This is a genomic window from Nitrosarchaeum sp., from assembly GCF_025699065.1.
GTDB lineage: Archaea > Thermoproteota > Nitrososphaeria > Nitrososphaerales > Nitrosopumilaceae > Nitrosarchaeum.
In genome coordinates this window covers 60,580-82,519 of sequence record NZ_JAILWF010000007.1, presented here as the reverse complement: position 1 = coordinate 82,519, position 21,940 = coordinate 60,580, and the positions used below count along the sequence as shown (strand labels likewise).

The following is a 21,940-nucleotide window of genomic DNA, read 5'->3' as shown; positions in this document are numbered from 1 at the left end:
ATTATAATTCTTTTAAAACTTTTAAAAATTTCTCATCTTTCCAAATAATCTGTTCTGGATAGCAATTTAGCATCTTACCGTTTGTAATATTATAAAATTCCCAATTTTTACATTCTTTGTCATACTCATATGGATGTGTATTTTCAAATTCCCAATCAAAACCGTTTTTGATATCTTCATCTGGATAATTATGACCTCTAATTAACGAAATTGTATTATCTTCAAAATTTGTTGATATCTCAGCATACAACGCATTAGGATATAGATAAATTACATTTGGATGTGATGTTATAGAATCAAACATATTTTTTGTTACATATTCGTTATGTAACAATATGATCTTATCATATTTTTTTAATATGTCTGGATTTTTATCCAATTCAATATCTGTAATTGAATCGTATCCCAATAATTCTAAAATTTTAACAGCATTTGCACTTGATTGCTCTCTCAACTCATCAATTGATACAATTTTTGTTGTCAGACAAGTATTGCAATAACCACTGTAAAAATCATAAAAACCATTTTTTGAATATGCACTTGCAGTATATACTGGTATGATGACTAGAGGTTTATTTTTTTCATCATAAACTCCAATTTCAGAATAAGTTTCTGATAAATTTGGTTTTAATTTGAAAGTACCTTTCAATGGTATTTGTCTTCCATCTATGTTTACAATATCTTTTGGATATACAAAAACATCAAACAACATTCCATCACTCCATTTTATTAATTCTGAATTTATTGGATCGGAGTTATTTTGTATATCCTGCTTTGGCATGTCTTGAATGTTAAATCCAAAATAAAATACTGATACAATAACTACTAATGCTATCGAACCTAAAATGACTGGTTTTACAAATTTCATAGATATAATTTTAAAAATAAATGAAGTTATTATATACTAAGTTTAGAGACATATAAGAAATGTCTCAGATTCGTTTTGCTATACCAAAAGGAAGCCTTGAAGAAGCTACTTTCAAACTTCTTGAAAGGTCTTGGACCAAAGTAAATAGAAAAGATAGGACTTATCGAGTATATCTTGATGATCCAAATATTATAGTAAAGATGCTAAGACCACAAGAGATACCAACACTTGTATCTGAAGGATTGTATGACGTTGGTATCACCGGAAAGGATTGGGTGGGTGAAACTAGTGCTGATGTTGAAGCCATTTTGGATTTAGAATATGGAAAAATACGACTAGTTGTTGCATTTCCTGATAAATACAAGTACAAAAATCTTGATGAAATGATTGCTGATTATGCAAAAAAGAAAAAAACACTTCGTATATCTTCTGAATATCTGACGACTGCATCCAAATTTCTAAAACAATGTAAATCCTATAAAAAATATTATGGCTCAAAAGATCCGTTAATTGTTACTCCATGGCTTCGACTTGGTACAAACAAAAATGTTCAAATCCATTTATCATTTGGTGCAACAGAAGCAAAGCCACCTGAAGACGTTGATGCAATTATGGATGTTACTGAGACTGGAACTACACTAAAACAAAATAAATTAAAAATTGTTGATGAAATTCTAACATCGTCTGCACACTTGATTGTTAATAAAAAATCTCTAAGAGATCCACAAAAACGTGAGAAAATATTTGATATTGTAACTCTTATGCGTGGTGCAGTACATGGGAGAAAATATTTACACATTTATCTTAATGTGGAAGAACAGAATCTCAAAAAACTCTTACAACAAATACCTTCTCTTAAAAAACCAACAATAAGTCCACTTAGTGAAGAAGGATGGTTTGGAATTAATACAGTGATTCTTAAAGAAGATTTTCACAAATTAATTCCAAAACTACGAAAAATTGCACAAGGACTAGTTGTTCATGAACCAAGACAAATTCTAGAGCTAGAGGAGATTAAGCGTGATGAAGAAAATTGATGAAAATAATTCGAGTAACTAATGTTGAAAAATTTTCAGCTCAAATATTGCCAAAACAGCCTCAAAAAAATAGGTCCATAGTTGAATCTATATTAAAAAATGTACAAAAAAATGGAGATTCAGCAATAAGAAAGTATGAAAAACAATTCGGCGGAGCTAAAATCACTTCACTACGTTTATCCCAAAATGAAATTAACAACGCTTTTTCCAAAGTATCTGAAAAAGAAATAAATGCAATACGACAAGCTAAACTGAGATTAGAGAAAACTGAGTCTATTGTAAAATCAATTCTAAAAAACAAAACTATCTATGCTGATGGAATCAAAATATCAAAGAAATTCATTCCCATCCAAAGTGTTGGATGTTATATTCCTGGTGGTTTAGCAAGATATCCCAGCTCTGTTATAATGTCTGTTATTCCTGCAAAAATTGCTGGTGTTAAAAGAATAGTAGTTGTATCTCCTCCAAATTCTGATGGGAATGTTGATCCTCTTACTGTTGTAACTGCAAAAATTTGTGGCGCAACTGAAATTTATCGCATTGGAGGCGCTCAGGCAATTGCTGCTTTGTCATATGGCACAAAATCAATCATTAAAGTAGATAAAATAGTTGGGCCTGGTGGGGCATTTGTAACACTTGCAAAATCTATGATTAGTGATAGGACATCCATTGACATGCTTGCAGGTCCTACTGAATTAGGAATTATTGCAGATGTAACTGCAAATCCAAAATATATTGCACTAGATCTCATTTCTCAATCAGAACATAGTAATGATACATTTTGTTATTTGATAACAAATTCAGAAAAACTTGCAAAATCCGTAAATAAAATCATCACAGAATTGATCACTAAAATTAAGCGAAGTGATTATGTTAAAATCAGTCTTAAAGAAAATGGCTTTATTGCAATATGTAAAAATAATTCCGAGATGATAAAACTAGCAAATGAATTGGCTCCTGAACATTTGCAAATTATGACAAAGAATCCTAGTTCTTTTGCATCAAAAATCACTTCTTCTGGACTAATATTGCTAGGACATGATACTCCATCATCTGCAAGTGACTATCTTTTAGGCTCAAATCATATCTTGCCTACAAACAAATTTGGTAAAACAAGAGGTTCATTATCTGTTTTAGATTTTATCAAGATTAACACTGAAGTATCTACATCAAAGTCAGTTTTATCCAAAATTTCAGAACCTATGAAATTATTTACAGAAGCAGAAGGACTTCCAAATCACTATGAAGCTATTCGAGGTAGAATATAATGAAGCAAGATTGGATTGGAAAAAAGATTAAAGAATTAAGCTCTCTTAGTGGATATCAAAAACCTGAGATACATCCTGATGCTCTTAAACTTGATTCTAATGAAAATTATGTCATATCAAAACAATTTCAACAAGATCTAATTACTAACGCTAAAAAAAATTGTGATATACGTGAATATCCGTTGGGAGGAGTAGACCGTCTAATTAATCAACTATCAAAATTTCTTAAAATACATTCATCTATGATTGGTGTTGGAAATGGTTCTGATCAAATACTTGATTTGATCCTTTCAAATTTTGCATCAAAGCAAACCAAAGTAATTACATCTAATCCAACATTTGGATTTTTTGAAGAACGATGTAAATTGTATTCTATTCCAGTTACTGCAATACCTTTTTCCAATACTATGACGCTAGACATCAATGATTTTCTTAAATTATCCAAAAGTGCTGATATCCTATATCTTGATTCTCCAAACAATCCAACAGGATTTCAATTTCAAAAAAACGATCTACAAAAATTAGTCAAATCATTTGATGGACTAATAATAATCGATGAAGCTTATGGGGAATTTGGTGATTTCTCATTATCCAGTATGGTAAAAAATCAAGATAATTTGATTGTAGTTCAAACATTATCAAAATCATTTGGTTTGGCTGGATTAAGATTAGGATATTTTATTGCAAACAAAAAACTCACTGATGTTTTTAATCGTGTTCTGCAATACCCCTATCCCGTAAGTACACTGACAATAGAATCTGCAATTATAGCATTAGAGCAATCGAGTCAAATGAAAGAAGCTGTACAAATAATCAAAGATGAGAGAAAAAGAATAATTGAAAACCTCAAAAAATATGAGGCATTTGAGGTCTTTGATTCTAAGGCTAATTTTGTCTTATTTGACGCTCATGGATCTCACAAAAGAGTTTACAATGCACTTGCAGAGCAAGGCATATCGATTAGAACACTAGGAAAAATTGGAAAACATGATGGGTGTCTTAGAGTTACAGTTGGAACAAAGGAGATGAACTCTAAATTTTTACTTGCAATTCGAGATCTGTTAGGATGACATTAACAAAAAAACAATCAGGAATATATATTGATGATTCTATTTTAGACGATCTCATTTCAACAGATGGAATAATATTTGATTGTGATGGAGTTTTAATTAATATTACAAAATCATATGATCTTGCAATAGATAAAACTGTACAATATATTTTAGAAAATTTTTCTCAAAATAGAAATAACATTAGAATTGATTCTAAAATTATTGATGGATTCAAATCATGTGGAGGATTTAACGATGAAGTTGATTTGACATATGCCTCAATTCTTTCTCTAGTAGCTGCTACAAAATTAAAAAAAGATCAACATGAATTTATTTTTGACGTAATATCTAATGCTGATTCCTCAGGAATATCGTCTGTTGAGAAATATGTTGAAAAACTTGTAGACATTCGTGATATTAAAAATAAATTAGCATATCCTGGAACTCATCAAGATAATCCATTATACAAAATATTTGATCAAATCTTTTATGGTCCTGAATTGTATTTGAAGCTTTTCAAACAACACTCTCAATTTTTTGAATCTGGATTGATAGAAAACGATGTTGTTATACTTGATCAATTATTAATTAAACAACTAAAAAATAAATTTACAAAAAAACCTTCAATTGTTACTGGAAGGGGAAAAGAATCCGTTAAGCATTCACTTAAGACACTTTTGGATGAATTTGATCAAAAAAATTCTGTATTTTTAGAAGATGAGCCAAGAGAACTTGCAAAACCTAACCCTGAGTCTTTAATACGTTCAATTAAAGGAATGAATTCTAAATGTTGTATTTATGTTGGAGATTCTATGGAGGATTTTATTATGGCTAAAAAAGCAACAGAGCAAGGCTATAAAGTTATTTTTTGTGGAATTATCGGTACTAGCAAAAATCCACAAGAAAAATTGAAATTATTTGAGAATAATGGTGCAATGTTGGTAATAGAGTCTATTCATTTACTTCCGAAGGTATTAAATTTAGAATAATACAAAGTACATCTCCTGTGAAAAATATGAAACCACGAAAAAGTTCCATAAATCGTTCTACAAAAGAAACCACAGTATCTGTATCTGTGAATTTGGATGGAACTGGAAAAACTAGTGTTCAAACTGGGATTAGTTTTCTTGATCATCTGATTACTGCTTTTGGTAAGCACGGAATGATTGATTTGAAAGTTAATGCAAAATCAAATGATAAAATCGAGCATCATCTAATTGAGGATACTGCAATTACAATAGGTTTAGCAATTGACAAAGCTTTAGGTGCAAGGAGTGGAATAACTCGATTTAGCTATGCATCAGTACCTATGGATGAATCTTTAGCAGAAGCTTCAATTGATCTAGTTAAAAGACCATTTTGGAAACTAGTACTATCAATTAAGCGAAATACAATTGAAGGTATATCAAAAGAAGATTTAGAACACTTTTTCCAATCTCTTTTGCAAAATCTAAACATCTGTGTTCACCTTACTGTAAAGTATGGGGATAATGATCATCACAAAGTTGAAGCTGCAATCAAATCATTGGCAGTTGCATTTAGAGAAGCCTCCTCATATGATAAAAAACAAAAAGGAATTCCAAGTACTAAAGGTTCAATGTAATGGTTAATTTAGCAATATTTGATTATGGAGCTGGAAATATTTTCAGCCTAAAAAACTCACTTGAAAAAGCAGGGGCTAACGTAGATGTTATCACTACTTTTGACAAGCCTAACATTTACTCTGGGCTTTTACTTCCTGGAGTGGGAAATTTTGATCCTGCAATCAAAAGTATCTCTAAATCAAAAACTAATTTTCATGAGTATGTCAAAGACAATACTCCTGTTTTAGGAATTTGTCTTGGTATGGAAATGTTTTTTGAAAAAAGTGAAGAAGGAAATGAAAAGGGATTAGGTGTAATTGAAGGAGACGTCATCGTACTTCCAGACTCTATGAAAGTCCCACATATGGGGTGGAACAATTTGGAAATTAAAAAATCTGGAAAAATCCTTGAAGGAATTAAAAATGAATCTTGGGTTTATTTTGTACACTCGTATAGAGTAAACCCAATTAATTATGATGCTATTATTGCAGAATCTGATTATGGAATTAAGGTACCTGCAGTTATTGAACAAGATATTTTTTTCGGGACACAATTTCACCCAGAAAAATCTGGTAATGTAGGAAAAATTATGATTCAAAATTTTTTAAATGTGTGCAAAAAATGAAAGTTATTCCTGCAATTGATCTAATGAATGGCCAAGTAGTAAGACTCTACAAAGGTGATCCTAAACAAAAAACTGTGTATAGTGATAATCCTGTTGAAGTAGCAAAAAAGTGGGAAGCAAACGGTGCTGATATGCTTCATTTAGTAGATCTTGATGCAACTCTTGGTATTGGCTCAAATCTATCAATGATTAAGAAAATTCTTGATCAGATTTCAATTCCAATTCAAGTGGCTGGTGGACTACGAGATGAATCTACTATTACTGACATCTCAAAAATTTGTGATAGAGTTGTTTTAGGTACATTGGCATTTAAAGATAAATCAGTACTTAAAAAATTATTATTAAATTTAGGTTCTAAAAAAATTGTAATTTCAACTGATCATCTTAATGGTGAAATAGTTATACATGGATGGCAAAAGCAAACCGGAATAACATTAATTGATGCTATGAAAGAATTTTTATCAATGGGATTCTCTGAATTTTTATTAACAAATGTTAGTAAAGATGGAACACTTGATGGTCCTGATTTAGAATTTTTATCTCAAGCATGTCGATTAAATAATGCGCATGTAATTGCAAGTGGTGGAATTTCAAATATTAAAGATGTTCAAAATGTAAAACAAGAAAATGCATTTGGCGTAATTTTAGGTAAGGCGCTTTATGAGAATAAAATATCGATTCAGGAGGCAAAACAAATAGCATGACTCTGACAAAGAGAATCATTCCATGTCTTGATGTAAAAAATGGACGAGTTGTAAAGGGTCTTCATTTTGAATCTATCAAAGATGCTGGAGATCCTGTTGAATTGGCTGAAAAATATAGTAACGAGGGCGCAGATGAACTAGTTTTTTTAGATATTACGGCATCTGACGAACAAAGAAAAACAATCAAGGATTTGGTTCGAAAAGTTGCATCTGTAATTGATATCCCATTTACAGTTGGAGGTGGGGTAAAATCATTAGAAGATGCAAGAAATATTTTGCTTAATGGTGCCGATAAAGTTGGTATCAACACAGGCGCAATAAAAAATCCTAATGTTATTTCTGAATTAATGCAACTATTTGGGAGACAATGTGTTGTAGTTGCCATCGATGCTAAAAGAAACTATGATCTTAAACAAGATAAGAATATTTTTTCTGAAAATGGAAAAAAATTCTGGTTTGAAGTCTTCATTTATGGTGGAAAAGAAGCAACTGGTGTTGATGTTCTTGAATGGGCAAAAAAAATAGAAAAACTTGGTGCAGGCGAAATACTTCTAACTAGTATTGATAAGGATGGAACCAAAGACGGTTATGATCTCATTCTAACTAGGGAGATTGTAAACTCTGTATCTATTCCAGTAATAGCCTCAGGAGGATGTGGTAAGCCTGATGATATGGTCAATGTATTCAAGGAATCAAACGCTGATGCTGCATTGGCTGCTTCAATATTTCATTATCAAACACATGGTGTAAATGGAGTTAAAAAATATCTTAAAGACAAGCAAATTCCTGTAAGATTATAAGCAATACTTTATGATTTTAAATGATGAGAAAATCTGTTGAAGATATTGATTTTACAAAAAGTGATGGATTAATTCCCGTCATTGTTCAGGATGCAAATACAAAAGATGTTTTAACATTAGCTTACTCAAATAAAGAATCATTGGAACTAACTAAAAAAACTGGTAACTCTTGGTTTTGGAGTCGTTCTAGAAATAAACTCTGGATGAAAGGCGAAGAATCTGGAAATACGCAAAAAGTAAAAGAAATTCTTGTAGATTGTGATTCTGATGCAGTTATTTATCTTGTAGAGCCATTAGGACCTGCATGTCATACTGGCGAGAAAGTTTGCTTTCACAACAATTTAGACAAATAATCTAACATACAGGTTCTATGTTTGTTCCTGGAACAACTTCGTCTGTAATTTCAAAATATAGATTTGGATAATCTGTTCCTCTAAAAACTACTGCCCATTTTCCCATCAGATCATCTATTGAACATATCTCTTTAGTTTTTGAAATTTGTGGTTCTACATAATAGTTGAACACATCTTTTTTCATACCATCAAATGGTATTGTCATGTATACGGAATAATGTGTATCATTTAATGGTCTCATAAATGCAATTTGTCCTTTTTCATTTTCAGTTATTCCTCCAATTACTAGGAAAATTTTTTCACCTATAGCATACTTGCTTCGGTCAATCTGAAATGGTCCCGAAGTTATCCATTCTCTGGGTTTAGGTGAATATTCATTTTCTAAATTGATTTTTTCTACATCGTCTATCTTTTCTTCAATCTCTGGAGTTTCAGTTTCTGCAACCACTTCTTTATCTAACGTATCTTCAACTTCTATTGAATCTGATTTTAATTCAGATCCCAAACTGATAGATAAAATAATTATTGCAATACTTACACCAAGTATACCTGCTACAATTACTTCTTTTTTCATGGTTTTTCATTTCTAAAAATATCTAAAAACCTTCCTCATAATTGTTAATTCATTCATATTTTTTGTAAATCTTCAAAATTTTACCTAATTTTTAAAATATGACTGTGTTTTCATTATATTTTTTACTCAATAAAGTTAAGTATTACTTAACTTGATATTAGGATTTTTTATGTATGGTATCAAAGGAGAAATTGATCTTGGCTAGAACATCACTACAATGCAGAGAATGCAAAAAACAATACGATACTGCTTTCAAGTATATCTGCGATGACTGTTTTGGACCACTTGATGTAAAATATGATTTTCCTACAGTTACAAAAAATACCTTTATGAATCGTGAGCATAATTATTGGCGATATTTTGAATTATTGCCAATAGAAAACAAATCTAATATTATCAGTATTGGCGCGGGAATGACACCTCTTATCAAAGCTGATAATCTTGGAAAAAAATTAGGATTAAACAATCTATACATCAAAAATGATTCTGTAAATCCAACATTTTCATTTAAGGATAGGCCTGCAGGAGTTGCAATATCAAAAGCAAAAGAATTTGGACTATCTGCTGTTGGTTGTGCATCCACTGGTAACTTGGCATCTGCAACTGCAGCACATGCAGCAAAAGCTGGATTGCCATGTCATGTATTTGCACCAAGTAATATTGAGATGGCAAAAATTGCACAGGCGTTATCTTATGGTGCAAACTACATTGCAGTAGATGGAACTTATGATGATGCAAATAGAATAGCTGCACAGATTGGTGACAGTAAAGGAATAGGAATTGTAAATATTAACATGCGTTCTCATTACGTCGAAGGATCTAAAACACTTGCATATGAAGTTGCAGAACAACTTGACTGGCAAGTCCCTGATCAACTTATAGTTCCTGTAGGAAGTGGTGCAATGCTTAATGCAATTTGTAAAGGATTTGAAGAATTACAAACAGTTTCATTGTTAAATGATGTGTCAAATATGCATATGATAGCAGCACAACCACACGGATGCGCCCCTATTGTGGATGCATTCAAGAAAAACAGCAAAGAAGTAATCCCAGTCGAAAATCCAGATACTATTGCAAAGAGTTTAGCAATAGGTGATCCTGGAGATGGTAGATATGTTTTGAAACGATTAGCACAGTACAATGGGTTTGCCGAAGAATGTAACAACAAAGAAATTTTAGATGCTATTTTACTTTTGGCAAGAACTGAGGGAATATTTACAGAACCTGCAGGTGGTGTATCTGTAGCTGTGCTTCAAAAAATGATTGACCAAGGAAAGATTGACAAAAATGATTCTGTAGTGTGTTATGTCACTGGAAATGGATTAAAAGCCACTGAGGCAATAATGGAAGTATTACAAAAACCCAAAGTAATGAAGGCAAATATTGCAGAAATATCGGCGGTAGTAAACTAGATGGCAAACATCACATTTACAATTCCATCAGTGCTAAATCAAGGCGGTGGAGAAAAAAAAACAGAGATTTTAGCTGATTCTCTTACTGATGCGTTTGTAAAAATATCTCAAATCATGGGTGATGACTTTAAGAGACGAGTTTTAGAAAGCGATGGAACTCCACGTTCTCTGATTAATATTTACATTAACGGAAAAAACGCAAAATTTTCTGATGGAATGAACACTGTTCTAAATAACGGAGATGAAGTCTATATTCTCCCTGCAGTAGCTGGCGGCTCTGATGAATTATCTGCAAAAGAACTAGATAGATTTTCAAGACAAGTTATGCTTGAAGAAATTGGTTACACAGGACAACTAAAACTAAAAAATTCCAAAGTATGTGTTATAGGAGTTGGAGGATTAGGAAATCCAATTACATCAAGACTAGCTGCCATGGGTGTTGGTACTCTGAGAATTGTTGATAGAGATGTAATCGAATTATCTAATTTACATAGGCAAACAATGTTTGATGAGTCTGACGTTGGTCAAGTAAAAGTTGAAGTTGCAGCTAAAAAATTACAGAAAATAAATCCTGATTGTAAAATAGAATCCTTGGCAGTCTCAATAAACGATTACACCGCATTTGAAGTTGTAGAAGGATGTGATGTTGTAATTGATGCACTTGATAGTGTTAATGCAAGATATGCTCTAAATAACGCATGTGTAAAGTTTGGAATTCCTTTTGTTACTGGTGCAGCAGTAGGAGTATCAGGACAAGCGTTTACAATTTTACCAAAAGAATCTGCATGTTATTATTGCATGTTTCCTGAACTAAATGAAGATACAATGCCGACTTGTAGTATTGAAGGAGTTCATCCGTCCATACTTTCTATTGTTGGTGGAATAGAAGTATCAGAAGCTGTAAAAATCATTACTGGAAAAAAACCTAGTCTGTCACAACGAATTCTTCACATTGATTTAGAAAATCTTGATTTTACCAGCACAAAAACATTTAGAGCTGAAGAATGTCCAATTTGTGGAACTGGAAAAATTACATCTGTGCCAAAACAAGAATTAATTTTAGAAGAACTGTGTGGAAGAAATCGTGGAAAGCGAACTTATTCTATAACTCCAACTTCGACATTTGATATTGATACAAACATCGTTTCTAACATTGCAAAAAAACAAGGATTCATAGTAGAAAATCTTGGTGACCTGGGATTGTCATTGAGAACAAATGATCTATCTGTTAGTTTTATGAAAAAAGGCTCGGCAGTAATTGTTGGTTCAAAAGATGAGAGTGATGCTATTTTGTTATACAAAAACTTGCTTGGTAGAGAAAATACAAAAACTAGCCTATAAAAATTTCATAAATTATAATAAAAAGATACAAAATATATCGATCATATCATAGAAAAAAGTTAAAAGTATAATTCTTATATCAAATATGTGTGATAATTTTATAAAATCTAATAATATGATAAAAAAATCTCAAAAAATTGTCTAATTGTGGACAATTCGTCCATTAGCCTTATATACAAATTTTAAAGAGAAAAACCAATAACATGAATAACGAAATAGGACGAAAAATAACTAGTCTTACATTAATGACAATTATGTTAGCCGGTGGTTTGACATTTGCTGCTCCATCTATGATGCCAGTAGCACATGCAGCCAACGCTAACCTATTTGTTTCCGCAGAAAACTCGCAGTTCAATAATTACATGTCAGGTCCTCAAGTAATTGAGGTCGTGGTAATAGATTCTGATATTAATGATACTGATCAGGGTAAAGGTGAACCAAACGTAACTGTCAACGGCAAGAAACTTAGAATGGTTCAAGCCGTAGATGGTAATTGGTATGGTTACTTTGCAGATAGAAACATGGCATCAATTGCTGATTCTACATCAACAGTTAAAAGTGAAGGTTTGGACTTTGGTACATTATGTGCTACAGGTACAACAACCGAAACCGCAGTTGGTATAACAATCAGTGATACAGTTGGTATTGCACTTCCACTAGCTGGTATAGGTGGTCAAAATGGTTCATCAACAGGTGGAGCGTTGACTACACAATGTACTGCAACTAATAACAACTCAACAGGTATCATGAATGTGGTAAGAGAACCAAAAAGCATCAATGTTCAACTAACAGGAGATACCGCAGGTCAAATTGGTCTGGGTACTGGTGCTAGTGATACAAATGATGCAACACTCTGGCCATTTGTTCAACTCTATTCTCTAAGTGCAGGTGGCAACGTTATAGTCAAATATAACAAAGGTGGTGGTGCTCAAACAACAACACTTACTTTTGATACAGTTGACCAATTTGCCGGTGTATCTTTAGATAGAACAACCTATACGCAAACATCCCAAGTTCATGTAACAGTAACAGATCTATGGTTAAACGTTGACCCAACAGACGAAGACTCTTGGACATTTGGTACAAGTACTAATGCAACTAGCAAAGGAACATACTACCAAGTATTCAATGAGAACGGCGATCTAGATGGTGCAGCTAAAGCAGGCGGTGTGATTAACATTGACTCATCTTTAGGTTCCCTCATGTGTGAGGATAACTGTAGATTACTTGTCAATCTTAACAAACAAGGCTCTGCTAACCGAGTGCTTACACTCCAAGATAATGATGATACCCAAATAGCACGAACTGGCACTGGTAACACTATCGGTGCAAACAATGCAACAGCATTTTCAGTTAGTGGTGTTGGTGGTACACAAAAATTGGGTGCAGGTTCTGTTCCAGTAACACTTACTGAACAAGGTCCAAACAGTGGTATATTTGGTACATATGATGAATCAGATGCCTCTGTTTTGAAGATCACCAGCAATGCAGCAAGGGGAACCTCTGCAACTGTTGATTATAATGCGACCCCACGAACAATTCTTGTAGGATTTGGATTTGCAACAGTCGATATTCAACCAACAGATGCCGAATGGACCTCTGGTGAAGAGATTCCAGTAGTCATCGTTGATAGTGATGCTAACAAAAACAGTAGAGCAGATGAAGACCTAGATTTCTTTGATCCAAATGTATCATTGATTCCAGCCTTAACAACTGGTGATCCATTTACACTTGGTGAAAGCGGTGTAGGAACAGATAACACACAAAAGGCTATCTGGACTAAATTTACTGTAATTGGAGGCTTAGCAAGAATGGATGGCGGTCAAAACACAACTTCTACAATTAACGTGCAGAAGTTCAGTGAACGAGCTATCTTGAGCAATTCTACTGGCAACAGCATAGGTACAGCCAATGCTCTTGTTGTAGATTTGAGATCAACTATTGGTGAATTAAGACAAACTATCAGAAATCCAGATTCAGGTAATATTTTCCATGGATTTAACTTCTTAAACTTAGATCTTAGAAGCATAAATTCAACAAGTACATTTGATGTCTATTTGCTAAACAGCACATCAGCAAATGGAGATATTATTAACGCAACTGGTAGAGTTTCTACAGGTGTAGGTGCATTAAAAATTGCTTCAGGCGTTAGCCCACAAAGCTTAACACTGTTGAATTCAACTGCAACAAACACTGAAATTTTCAAAGGCTCAATTGCAACTAACAAAGTTGGATTGGCATTTGTAAATGTAGGAGGCAACCTTGCCCTATCTGGAACAAATACCCCTGATGCAATTGCCGCAGACTTCATTTCCTATGGTTTCTTAAATGACGGATTGCAAGCAAATCAAAGAATTGCTAACCAAATAGTCAGAATAGAAGCCGAGGAAACTGGTGATAACACAAGTACCTTTGAAGGTAGCTTGGAGTTTATCATGCTTAATCAGCTAAACATCTTGGATAGAAACACTTACCTAGACCTAACATTAATTGCCGATGATCCAAACTTCATCGTGCATGATGACTTGGATGATGAAGATTCTCCAAGAGTCAACTATAATGACTTAGGTGCAGATGGTGTAACAACTCAAGTCGCTGATCAACAAGCAGCCCCAGCTCACTCCGGTGTTGTATCTATGGATGCAAGTTCATACAAGAATGCTGACACAGTAACAATTACACTACAAGACTTAGATCTAAACGTCGATTCTGATTTAGTTGATATCTATACCGTAGTATCCCAAGCAGGCAGTTTGAAAGATGTTGTTGGAACCAACTCCACATCGATTGCATTGTCTACTGGTGATGATCTTGGTAGATTACTAGATATCACATTTGATGATCAAAAATGGACTACACCAACTGGTGCTTGTTTAACAAGCTTAACCAATGCAGGTATAACTGATACAGGTCTCGGAGCAACTGGATTTACTCTAGTTGAAACCGGAGCTGAAACAGGCATATTTGTTGGTGACTTCCAAATCCCAGCAGCATGGTGTAGATCAGGTGCAACAGCATCTGAATCTGTCACCGGTCTCGATATTGAAGTCAACTATGTTGACTTTAGAGATGCATCTGGTGAGACCATCGAAGTAGGTGACGGTGCAGGCGTTCGCGCTAACACTGGATCCGTCAGTCTTGACAGAACCGTTTATCCAGTACCATGGGGAGTCCCAACTGACTTCGGTGGTGCAGGTACAAAGACTACACCTGATGGAAGAGCTTTATTCCCAATCCATCAAACTGGAATGAATACAGCAGGTACTACACGTAGTAGTGCAGGCCTACAATCAGGTGAATTCTTAGGTAACGGTGATCTTATAGTTCACGTCAGAGTTAATGATCCAGACTTCAATACATCCGCAAATGGTGAAGATATTATCGGTCAAAATACTACATCATCAACAGCACCAGTAGGTTTAGTGAAAGTCTCTGTAATTAGAGGATCTTCATCAATCATACTTGGTTATGCTGGTGGTCCAGCAATATTGGCTGGTACAATTGATACCGATAAAACTTACCTTAATGGAACAAGACAATTTGGCCCAATGGTCGAAATTGCCCCAGATGCAGGTATATTTGAATCTGATATTACCATTAGATACACCGATGGTCCAGCAAGTTCAGTCTGTACAGATGACACAACTGTATGGACCAATATTGCTGGTGGTACAAGCACCGCAGAAACAGCCAGATTTGACAAAGCAGCAACATCAGGTGATTACTGTATCTTACAAGGAGATATTCTCCAAGTAGAATACACTGATCCAGCTGATGCAAGCGGTGATGTCAATACTGTAACTGATTCTGCTACCTTTGACCTAAGAAACGGTGTATTACAATCTGATAAATCAGTGTACATTATTGGATCCGATATGATCTTGACCCTCATTGAGCCAGACTTCGATTTGGACAATCAACAGGCTGAGACATATGACTTGGACTTAATTGAATGGGACTCTGACGCCGCAACCGTCACCATGGGTGACGCTGACGGCCAAGCAGCCGCATTTGACCCAGAACCATCTAACTTTAGAGAAACAGGTGACAGCACTGGAATATTCCAGATTGTTGTCGAAATTCCATCTGAAATAGATGGTGATGGCCTAGAAAGAGGAGAAGAAATTGTCCTTGAGTACAGTGATTGGGGTCCATCCGGATCTGACTTCGTAGGTGACGAAGATGAAGATGTCAACTTGACAATCTTTACTTCAAACTTCGGAGCAACTGTAGAGCTTGACCAAAAAGTTTACACATGGACTGACAAAGTATACATTACTATCGTAGCTCCAGATCACAACTTCGACAGCAACCTAGTCGATGAGATTGGTGACACTGATTCTGACCCAATAAAGGTCTCAACCAGAGGTAACAAACTCAACAACTACAAGCTAGTCGAAACTGGTACTGACACAGGCATTTTCACTGGTGAGGTAATTCTTACCGGCTTTACACATAATGCTGATGGCGATACCACAACTGGTGATAGCAATGGTAACGATGTAGTATCCAGTTCTCCTTCTGGCAGTGGTCCAACAGATGGATTCTTGCCAGCTGACGATGATGACGGCATTACAATCTCCTTTGAATTCTCAGAGGATGAGACTATTGTCGGCTCAGCATTAATCAGATGGAATATTGGTGAGGTTCAGTGGCTTGAAGCAAGCTACCCAGCAAGCGGTACAGGTGTTGTAAGAGTAATTGATCCAGATATGAACTTAAACCCAGAAGCAGTTGATAATTTCAACACTGACGTGTGGTCTGACTCCGATGCCGGAGGTATTGATCTAACTGTAACTGAGACTAATGAGGCAACCGGAATATTCGAAGGTACTGTGTTCTTCACAACTACTGACGAATCATCTGGTCACAGACTCAGAGTCGCAGAAGGTGACACAGTCACTGCAGAATATTCAGACAATACATTACCTAATCCATACACAACAGCAGATGAACTTGATATTACTGCCACTTCGCTAATCGGTACAGTTGTACCACCTCTTGAGAGAGCACCAGCTGCTAACTTGAGAGTTGTTGACGCATTCGGTAACAGCTTAAGCACTGTTAACGTCGATCAACAGGTGCAAATAACTGCCGACCTAGCAAATGGTCAGGATAGAGAGCAAGCATTTGCCTACTTGGTACAGATTCAGGATGGTAACGGTGTTACAGTCTCACTAGCTTGGATTACAGGTTCATTATCCGCTGGTCAATCATTCAGCCCTGCTTTATCATGGATCCCAACTGACGCTGGCACTTATACTGCCACTGCATTTGTCTGGGAATCTGTTGATAATCCAACGGCATTATCACCACCAGTAACTACGACAATAATCGTAAAGTAAGAAACTAGTTCACATTTTCCTTTTTTTCTTTTTTTTGAATCAACACTTAACGTAAGTTGTAGATCATTTTTCCAGAAGCAATATCTAGGAGATATTATCCAATTATTTTAAATTGAAATCACAAATTTTGTTATTGTCTTTTATTATATTATTGATTATTCCTGTAAATAATGCATATTCTGAATTAAAATTATTTACAACCAATCAAGTATATTCAGAAGGAGAACCTCTTTTTGTGTATGGTAATGGCAAACCAAATGAAACCTTGATAATTAGATTATTTTCACCAGATGACACTATTGTCGGATTTGATCAATTAATTACTGATGATGACGGTTCTTTTAATCATGTGTTATTAATATGGCCCAAACCGACTTCCAGCTTTCCATTTGGCACATATACTATAGAGGCAATTAGTACTGAACAAAACGGAATCTCTCAAAAACTAGATGTAAAATTTACATCTACAACAGACTTGATGGAGATACCAATAGAGCGACATATACTTACATCTGTATTTGCTCCAGAAACTGCAGCAATCAATAATCCTTTTAGACTATTTGTACAAACTACAAGTGATGGATTGTTAATCGGTGATGATCCAAAAGACCTGCTTCAAACAACGCATATTCATTTGCCTTCTGGAAAAGTAGAAACAATATCCAACGCATTTTCAACACTTCATCAGGGATTATACTATCTAGATTATACTCCAAAAGAAGAAGGAACATATGTTTTTCATGTCGTATCATTTAATCAAGGAACAATATCTCATGCGTCAGTAGCAACTAATGTCCTAAGCCAGGATTTGGGTGGAATCTCAAATCAAATAATAGAACTAAATTCAGTTCTAAAAGAAACATCAGATGAATTAGATGTATTAAAATCAGAAATTGAAGGATTTGGTTCAACTTTGGAGGGGGCTAGCACTAATATTGATGCAAGCGTAACTTCTGTATCAAATTCTGTATCTAACATTGAAGAGGCATCGTCTCAACTAAACTCGCTATTTTTCCCAATTGTGGCATCAATTGGAATCATTGTGGCACTTCAAATTGCAATACTTGCCAGAAGAAGATAGTTATAATGCAAGAACGGAAAAATTTTATCATAATGCCCAAAGCGGCGATTCTTTTTTGTGTTATTCTTGTTTCAGGAATGTTTGTAAATTCTTATGCATATGTAGGTGGAGATATTCCTCTTGAAAATAAAATATCAATAAACAATTCTATTTTATTTGATTCTGATATTGTAAAAATAGATTCAGATTTTTTTAAACAAAATAATTTTAAGCGGTACATTATTTTTGGAACAGGTCCTGATGGGTCCAATTTTTTAAAAAACAATTCTCTTTATGGGATTGAATCTAGGGGGGGATTTTTTTATATTGCAGTACTTCCAGAGAATTCCATTTCAAATTTCGTTTCTAAAGGGTATAATGTAATTGAAGATCTCAAGCTAGACTTTCACTCTAATACATCTATTCCTGATGCATCAAGAATTGGAGAAATAACTGGATCTACTTTGGTACAAACAAAATACAATGTTAATGGACAAGGAATTAAAATAGGAATAGTAGATACAGGTGTTGATTTTTCAAATCTCGACATTCGAAGTTCCTTAGCTAGAGACAAAAACAATCATCCCATCATGCTTGATGCTGATGGACAGGGAATAGTCCTTACAAATTCAACTTTTTTTGCATTCATTGACAAGGATGGAATCATTCGAAACAACACAAAACCACTTCCAGAAGGAATGACTTCATCTGTTTATCAAACAAGAGATGGAATTTTTTTAAACATCTCTCAAAATGGTAAAGGAACAAAAATTCCAATTTACAACTCTTTTTTTCCACAATCTGGAAACGCTCCAATCTTTAGTGGAACATTAGATACTGATATGAAAATTGGTAGTGATAATAGAAATTATATCAAATCAAAAAGTGGAATTTACCACTTTGGAGTAATGTATCAGGGCGGTTTGGAAGGATCATTAGCAAGAATACAAGTAGTACCTATACTTGTAGTCGATTCTAATATTGCTGGAGTTTATGACACTATAATTCCTGATATGAGTACATCTTGGGAAGATTATACTAGATTTGATTTAAAATCAGGAGAGAGACCGAAATATGATTTTGATTTTACTGATGAAAAACCTATAGTTTTAGGAAGCGGAAATGAGTTTCTTGTTTATGATTCAAATGGTGATGGTAAAGCAGATTATAGTGCAGGAACAGTCGGTGCTCAAGTACTAGATGTTTATGGTGTAATTCAAAACAAAACATCCGATATTGATAAAACGCTAAATGCAATTAACGGTACTTTACTGCCTGCATTCGATTCCAAAGGAATGTTTTTTGGAGTGATGACGGATTTTGCAGGACATGGAACATCAAGTACCGCTTCAATTACATCAAAAGGCAATCAGACATATGACATTTACAACAATACAAATAAGTTTACAATCACTGGAGTTGCACCAGGTGCAAAAATTGTACCTGTAAAATCATTGTGGGTAGGCGATACTGTTTATGCATGGCTGTGGTTATCTGGTTTTGACAGTAATGATCATAGCTGGAATTTTACTGGAAAACCAAGAGTAGATATAATTTCAAACAGTTGGGGCATCTCAAACTTTCCATCATTTAATTCTGCACCTGGAATGGATATACTATCTGTGATACTAAGCATACTTGCTACTCCTCATTCACTTGATGATAATTATCCGGGAATAACAATTGTATCTAGTGCTGGAAATTCTGGACATGGATATGGAACAATTGGAATGCCAAACTCGTCTCCATTTGGAATAGCCGTAGGAGCTACTACAAACAATGTCTTTGTTGGATATGGTCCGTTTAAAGATCAACCTAGATTTGGTAATAATGCTTCTCATTTTAATGACGTAGTAGATTTTTCAAGCAGAGGACCCGGAATTATAGGTGATCCAAAACCTGACTTGATGAGTATCGGTGCACATGGTTTTACCCCATCAAATGTTATTAAAACAAAAAAAGATTCAAGGGATGAATCTTTTTCATTATTTGGAGGAACTAGTATGGCCGCACCTCTAGTTTCTGGAAGTGCAGCACTTCTGATGGAAGGACTAAACAAACAATCAGAAGCATATGATTCTTTTACAATCAAAAATATCTTAATGTCTACTGCTAAAGATCTTCAAAATGATCCATTTACTCAAGGAGCTGGGTTGGTAGATGCAAGTGCTGCATTAAGTTTTGTAAACGGTGAAGATGGAAAATTTATTGTTTACAATGACGCATCATACAATAACATCAAAGAAATTTTAAAACTCCCACTTGAAACAATTAACCCTGTATTTCTTGGATTTAAGAAATTTGAATTTCCAACAAAAACCATGCCTATGACAAGTTGGTTTGCAGGCCAATTACATCCTGGTGAATCTAGTAAAACAACTTTCACAATTGAAAATCCAACTGATAAGCCAATTCAAATATCTATCAAACCAACAACGATATCTCTGATCAAAAATACTCTATATGATGGAGAAACTAAAGTACAACAAAAAGATCCTATACTAAACAAATCAGATGCATTTATTCCAAATTACATCAAACTATCTGATATCAAAAACCCTAAAGAGTTAGGCGATCTTTTTGATGATAATTTAATTCCAGCAGAATCATCATTAATGATATTAAATCTTAATTTTCCATTTGATAATTTCATGAACAAAACAGATACTCTATATGCTAATGACATGAAGATCTCTTCATTATATCTTTATGATTGGATTGATAACAACAATGATACTAAAATATCTAGCAATGAATTATCAATGGTTAGCAGAGCTGGATCATGGGGAACAGTTCAAGAACTTAGGATCTCTGATCCAAATGAAAAATTTAATGGAACACCGTTAGTTGGTGTATATCCTACTCCAACTAGATACTCTTACTATCTAGGTGATACAAAACAAAATTCAACTTCAATGGAATATACATTATCTGCAAGCTATTATCAAAAAGATAAATGGCCTGTGATTTGGCCAGAGTTTGAAACAATTACTGTTCCTGCAAATGATGTTGTAAAATTAAATGTCTCATTAATTGCGCCAAATGATTTTCAATCTGGTAACTATCAGGGATTCATATCATTTGAAGGAACAAATCATACTGTAAATGCCCCGATATCATTTGTTGTTAAGGAACCAGTCAATCAAAAAGATTCGCTTGTATTAATTGATGGAAAGCAAAGTGATGATATTCTTTATGGTAATGGTTATGTCAAAGGCGCATTTGATATGACAAATAGATACATGGCAGGTGATTGGAGACAATATTATTTTGATGTAGGTGATGACTCGATAAATTCTGCAGCAATAGAATTATCTTGGAAATCTGATGACACAAACTTGTCTGTATTTGTTATCGATCCTAAAGGAAGAATAATTCAATCCAATATGCCATCTGGCGTATTTGGTCATTTTCTTGGCTGGCCTTCACTTGATTGGTTAGGTAATTCTGTTTTTAGTCAAGGTGGTGGATTCTATCCAGTAAAAAACAAAGATAATAATTCTACTGTACTTTATGTTCCAATAAATCAAACAGGCACATATTCTCTTTTAGCTCATACTACATTATTTGGTGGAGATGAAACTACAGAGTCAGTTACACTTGCAGCTAAATTTTCAAATATTTCTTCAAAAAACCAACCATCCCAAATTCAATTAAATAATACAGAAATTATATCAACTCTCAAAAACGAAACTAATTCTGAATTTACTGATCAAGTAATCACAAATAATTCTCAAACCATAACAAATAATTCTCAAACCATCACATATGGTGATAATAATTCATCATTTAATGTTGGATTATCTATTGGCATTGGAGTTGGAATTGCGATCGGAGTTGTTCTATTTTTGATTCTTAGACAAAAACCAACAAATTATTGAATAAGGTTTATAAGCAATTTGGCGAGTACGACAGCTT

General features: G+C 34.2%; 16 protein-coding genes. 14 read left to right on the top strand and 2 right to left on the bottom strand.

All coding sequences use genetic code 11. The features are described 5' to 3' along the window. Window position 1 precedes the first annotated feature (1 nt). The gene (locus tag K5782_RS08575; RefSeq protein WP_297465796.1) at window positions 2-868 is read right to left on the bottom strand and encodes a hypothetical protein; all 867 of its coding nucleotides are present in this window, start codon (window positions 866-868) and stop codon (window positions 2-4) included. A 59-nt stretch (window positions 869-927) separates the two neighbouring features. Here K5782_RS08575 and hisG point away from each other — a divergent pair, with 59 nt between their 5' ends. The 9 genes from hisG to hisI are packed head-to-tail and all read left to right on the top strand — an operon-like array spanning window position 928 to window position 8,290. Beyond that, window positions 928-1,905, top strand: a complete 978-nt coding sequence (gene hisG, locus K5782_RS08570; RefSeq protein ID WP_297465794.1) for an ATP phosphoribosyltransferase — start codon at window positions 928-930, stop codon at window positions 1,903-1,905. Further along, on the top strand, window positions 1,905-3,173 hold the full coding sequence (hisD, locus tag K5782_RS08565; protein ID WP_297465792.1) for a histidinol dehydrogenase: 1,269 nt from the start codon (window positions 1,905-1,907) through the stop codon (window positions 3,171-3,173). The genes hisG and hisD overlap by 1 nt, the downstream gene beginning before the upstream one ends. Then, window positions 3,173-4,243 (top strand): histidinol-phosphate transaminase, encoded by a 1,071-nt coding sequence (gene hisC / locus K5782_RS08560; protein WP_297465790.1) that lies wholly within the window; start codon window positions 3,173-3,175, stop codon window positions 4,241-4,243. The genes hisD and hisC overlap by 1 nt, the downstream gene beginning before the upstream one ends. Then, a complete protein-coding gene (locus K5782_RS08555) occupies window positions 4,240-5,214 on the top strand; it encodes an HAD-IA family hydrolase (RefSeq protein ID WP_297465789.1) in 975 nt (324 codons plus the stop codon). Before hisC ends, K5782_RS08555 begins: the two co-directional genes overlap by 4 nt. A 26-nt stretch (window positions 5,215-5,240) precedes the next feature. Next, the gene (gene hisB, locus K5782_RS08550; RefSeq protein ID WP_297465787.1) at window positions 5,241-5,828 is read left to right on the top strand and encodes an imidazoleglycerol-phosphate dehydratase HisB; all 588 of its coding nucleotides are present in this window, start codon (window positions 5,241-5,243) and stop codon (window positions 5,826-5,828) included. Then, window positions 5,828-6,433 carry an imidazole glycerol phosphate synthase subunit HisH gene (gene hisH / locus K5782_RS08545; RefSeq protein WP_297465785.1) on the top strand — a complete coding sequence of 202 codons (606 nt, stop codon included), beginning with the start codon at window positions 5,828-5,830 and terminating at the stop codon, window positions 6,431-6,433. Before hisB ends, hisH begins: the two co-directional genes overlap by 1 nt. Next, window positions 6,430-7,137 (top strand): 1-(5-phosphoribosyl)-5-[(5-phosphoribosylamino)methylideneamino]imidazole-4-carboxamide isomerase, encoded by a 708-nt coding sequence (gene hisA, locus K5782_RS08540; protein WP_297465880.1) that lies wholly within the window; start codon window positions 6,430-6,432, stop codon window positions 7,135-7,137. Before hisH ends, hisA begins: the two co-directional genes overlap by 4 nt. Further along, window positions 7,134-7,937 carry an imidazole glycerol phosphate synthase subunit HisF gene (gene hisF / locus K5782_RS08535; protein WP_297465783.1) on the top strand — a complete coding sequence of 268 codons (804 nt, stop codon included), beginning with the start codon at window positions 7,134-7,136 and terminating at the stop codon, window positions 7,935-7,937. Before hisA ends, hisF begins: the two co-directional genes overlap by 4 nt. Before the next feature lie 23 nt (window positions 7,938-7,960). Further along, on the top strand, window positions 7,961-8,290 hold the full coding sequence (hisI, locus tag K5782_RS08530) for a phosphoribosyl-AMP cyclohydrolase (RefSeq protein ID WP_297465781.1): 330 nt from the start codon (window positions 7,961-7,963) through the stop codon (window positions 8,288-8,290). A 1-nt stretch (window position 8,291) separates the two neighbouring features. On the opposite strand, the gene K5782_RS08525 is transcribed toward hisI, so the two are convergent. Continuing rightward, window positions 8,292-8,864, bottom strand: coding sequence for a hypothetical protein (locus K5782_RS08525; protein WP_297465779.1), 573 nt, complete (start codon window positions 8,862-8,864; stop codon window positions 8,292-8,294). Window positions 8,865-9,061: 197 nt separating this feature from the next. Here K5782_RS08525 and K5782_RS08520 point away from each other — a divergent pair, with 197 nt between their 5' ends. The 5 genes from K5782_RS08520 (at window position 9,062) to K5782_RS08500 (ending at window position 21,903) form a co-directional block, all read left to right on the top strand. Beyond that, on the top strand, window positions 9,062-10,276 hold the full coding sequence (locus tag K5782_RS08520; protein WP_297465777.1) for a threonine synthase: 1,215 nt from the start codon (window positions 9,062-9,064) through the stop codon (window positions 10,274-10,276). Next, the gene (locus K5782_RS08515; RefSeq protein WP_297465776.1) at window positions 10,277-11,617 is read left to right on the top strand and encodes a ThiF family adenylyltransferase; all 1,341 of its coding nucleotides are present in this window, start codon (window positions 10,277-10,279) and stop codon (window positions 11,615-11,617) included. Between the two features lie 203 nt (window positions 11,618-11,820). Beyond that, window positions 11,821-16,962, top strand: a complete 5,142-nt coding sequence (locus tag K5782_RS08510) for a hypothetical protein (RefSeq protein WP_297465774.1) — start codon at window positions 11,821-11,823, stop codon at window positions 16,960-16,962. A 112-nt stretch (window positions 16,963-17,074) separates the two neighbouring features. Next, window positions 17,075-18,043, top strand: a complete 969-nt coding sequence (locus K5782_RS08505) for a methyl-accepting chemotaxis protein (RefSeq protein ID WP_297465771.1) — start codon at window positions 17,075-17,077, stop codon at window positions 18,041-18,043. 32 nt (window positions 18,044-18,075) lie between these two features. Then, on the top strand, window positions 18,076-21,903 hold the full coding sequence (locus K5782_RS08500) for a S8 family serine peptidase (RefSeq protein WP_297465878.1): 3,828 nt from the start codon (window positions 18,076-18,078) through the stop codon (window positions 21,901-21,903). The last annotated feature ends 37 nt before the right edge of the window (window positions 21,904-21,940 follow it).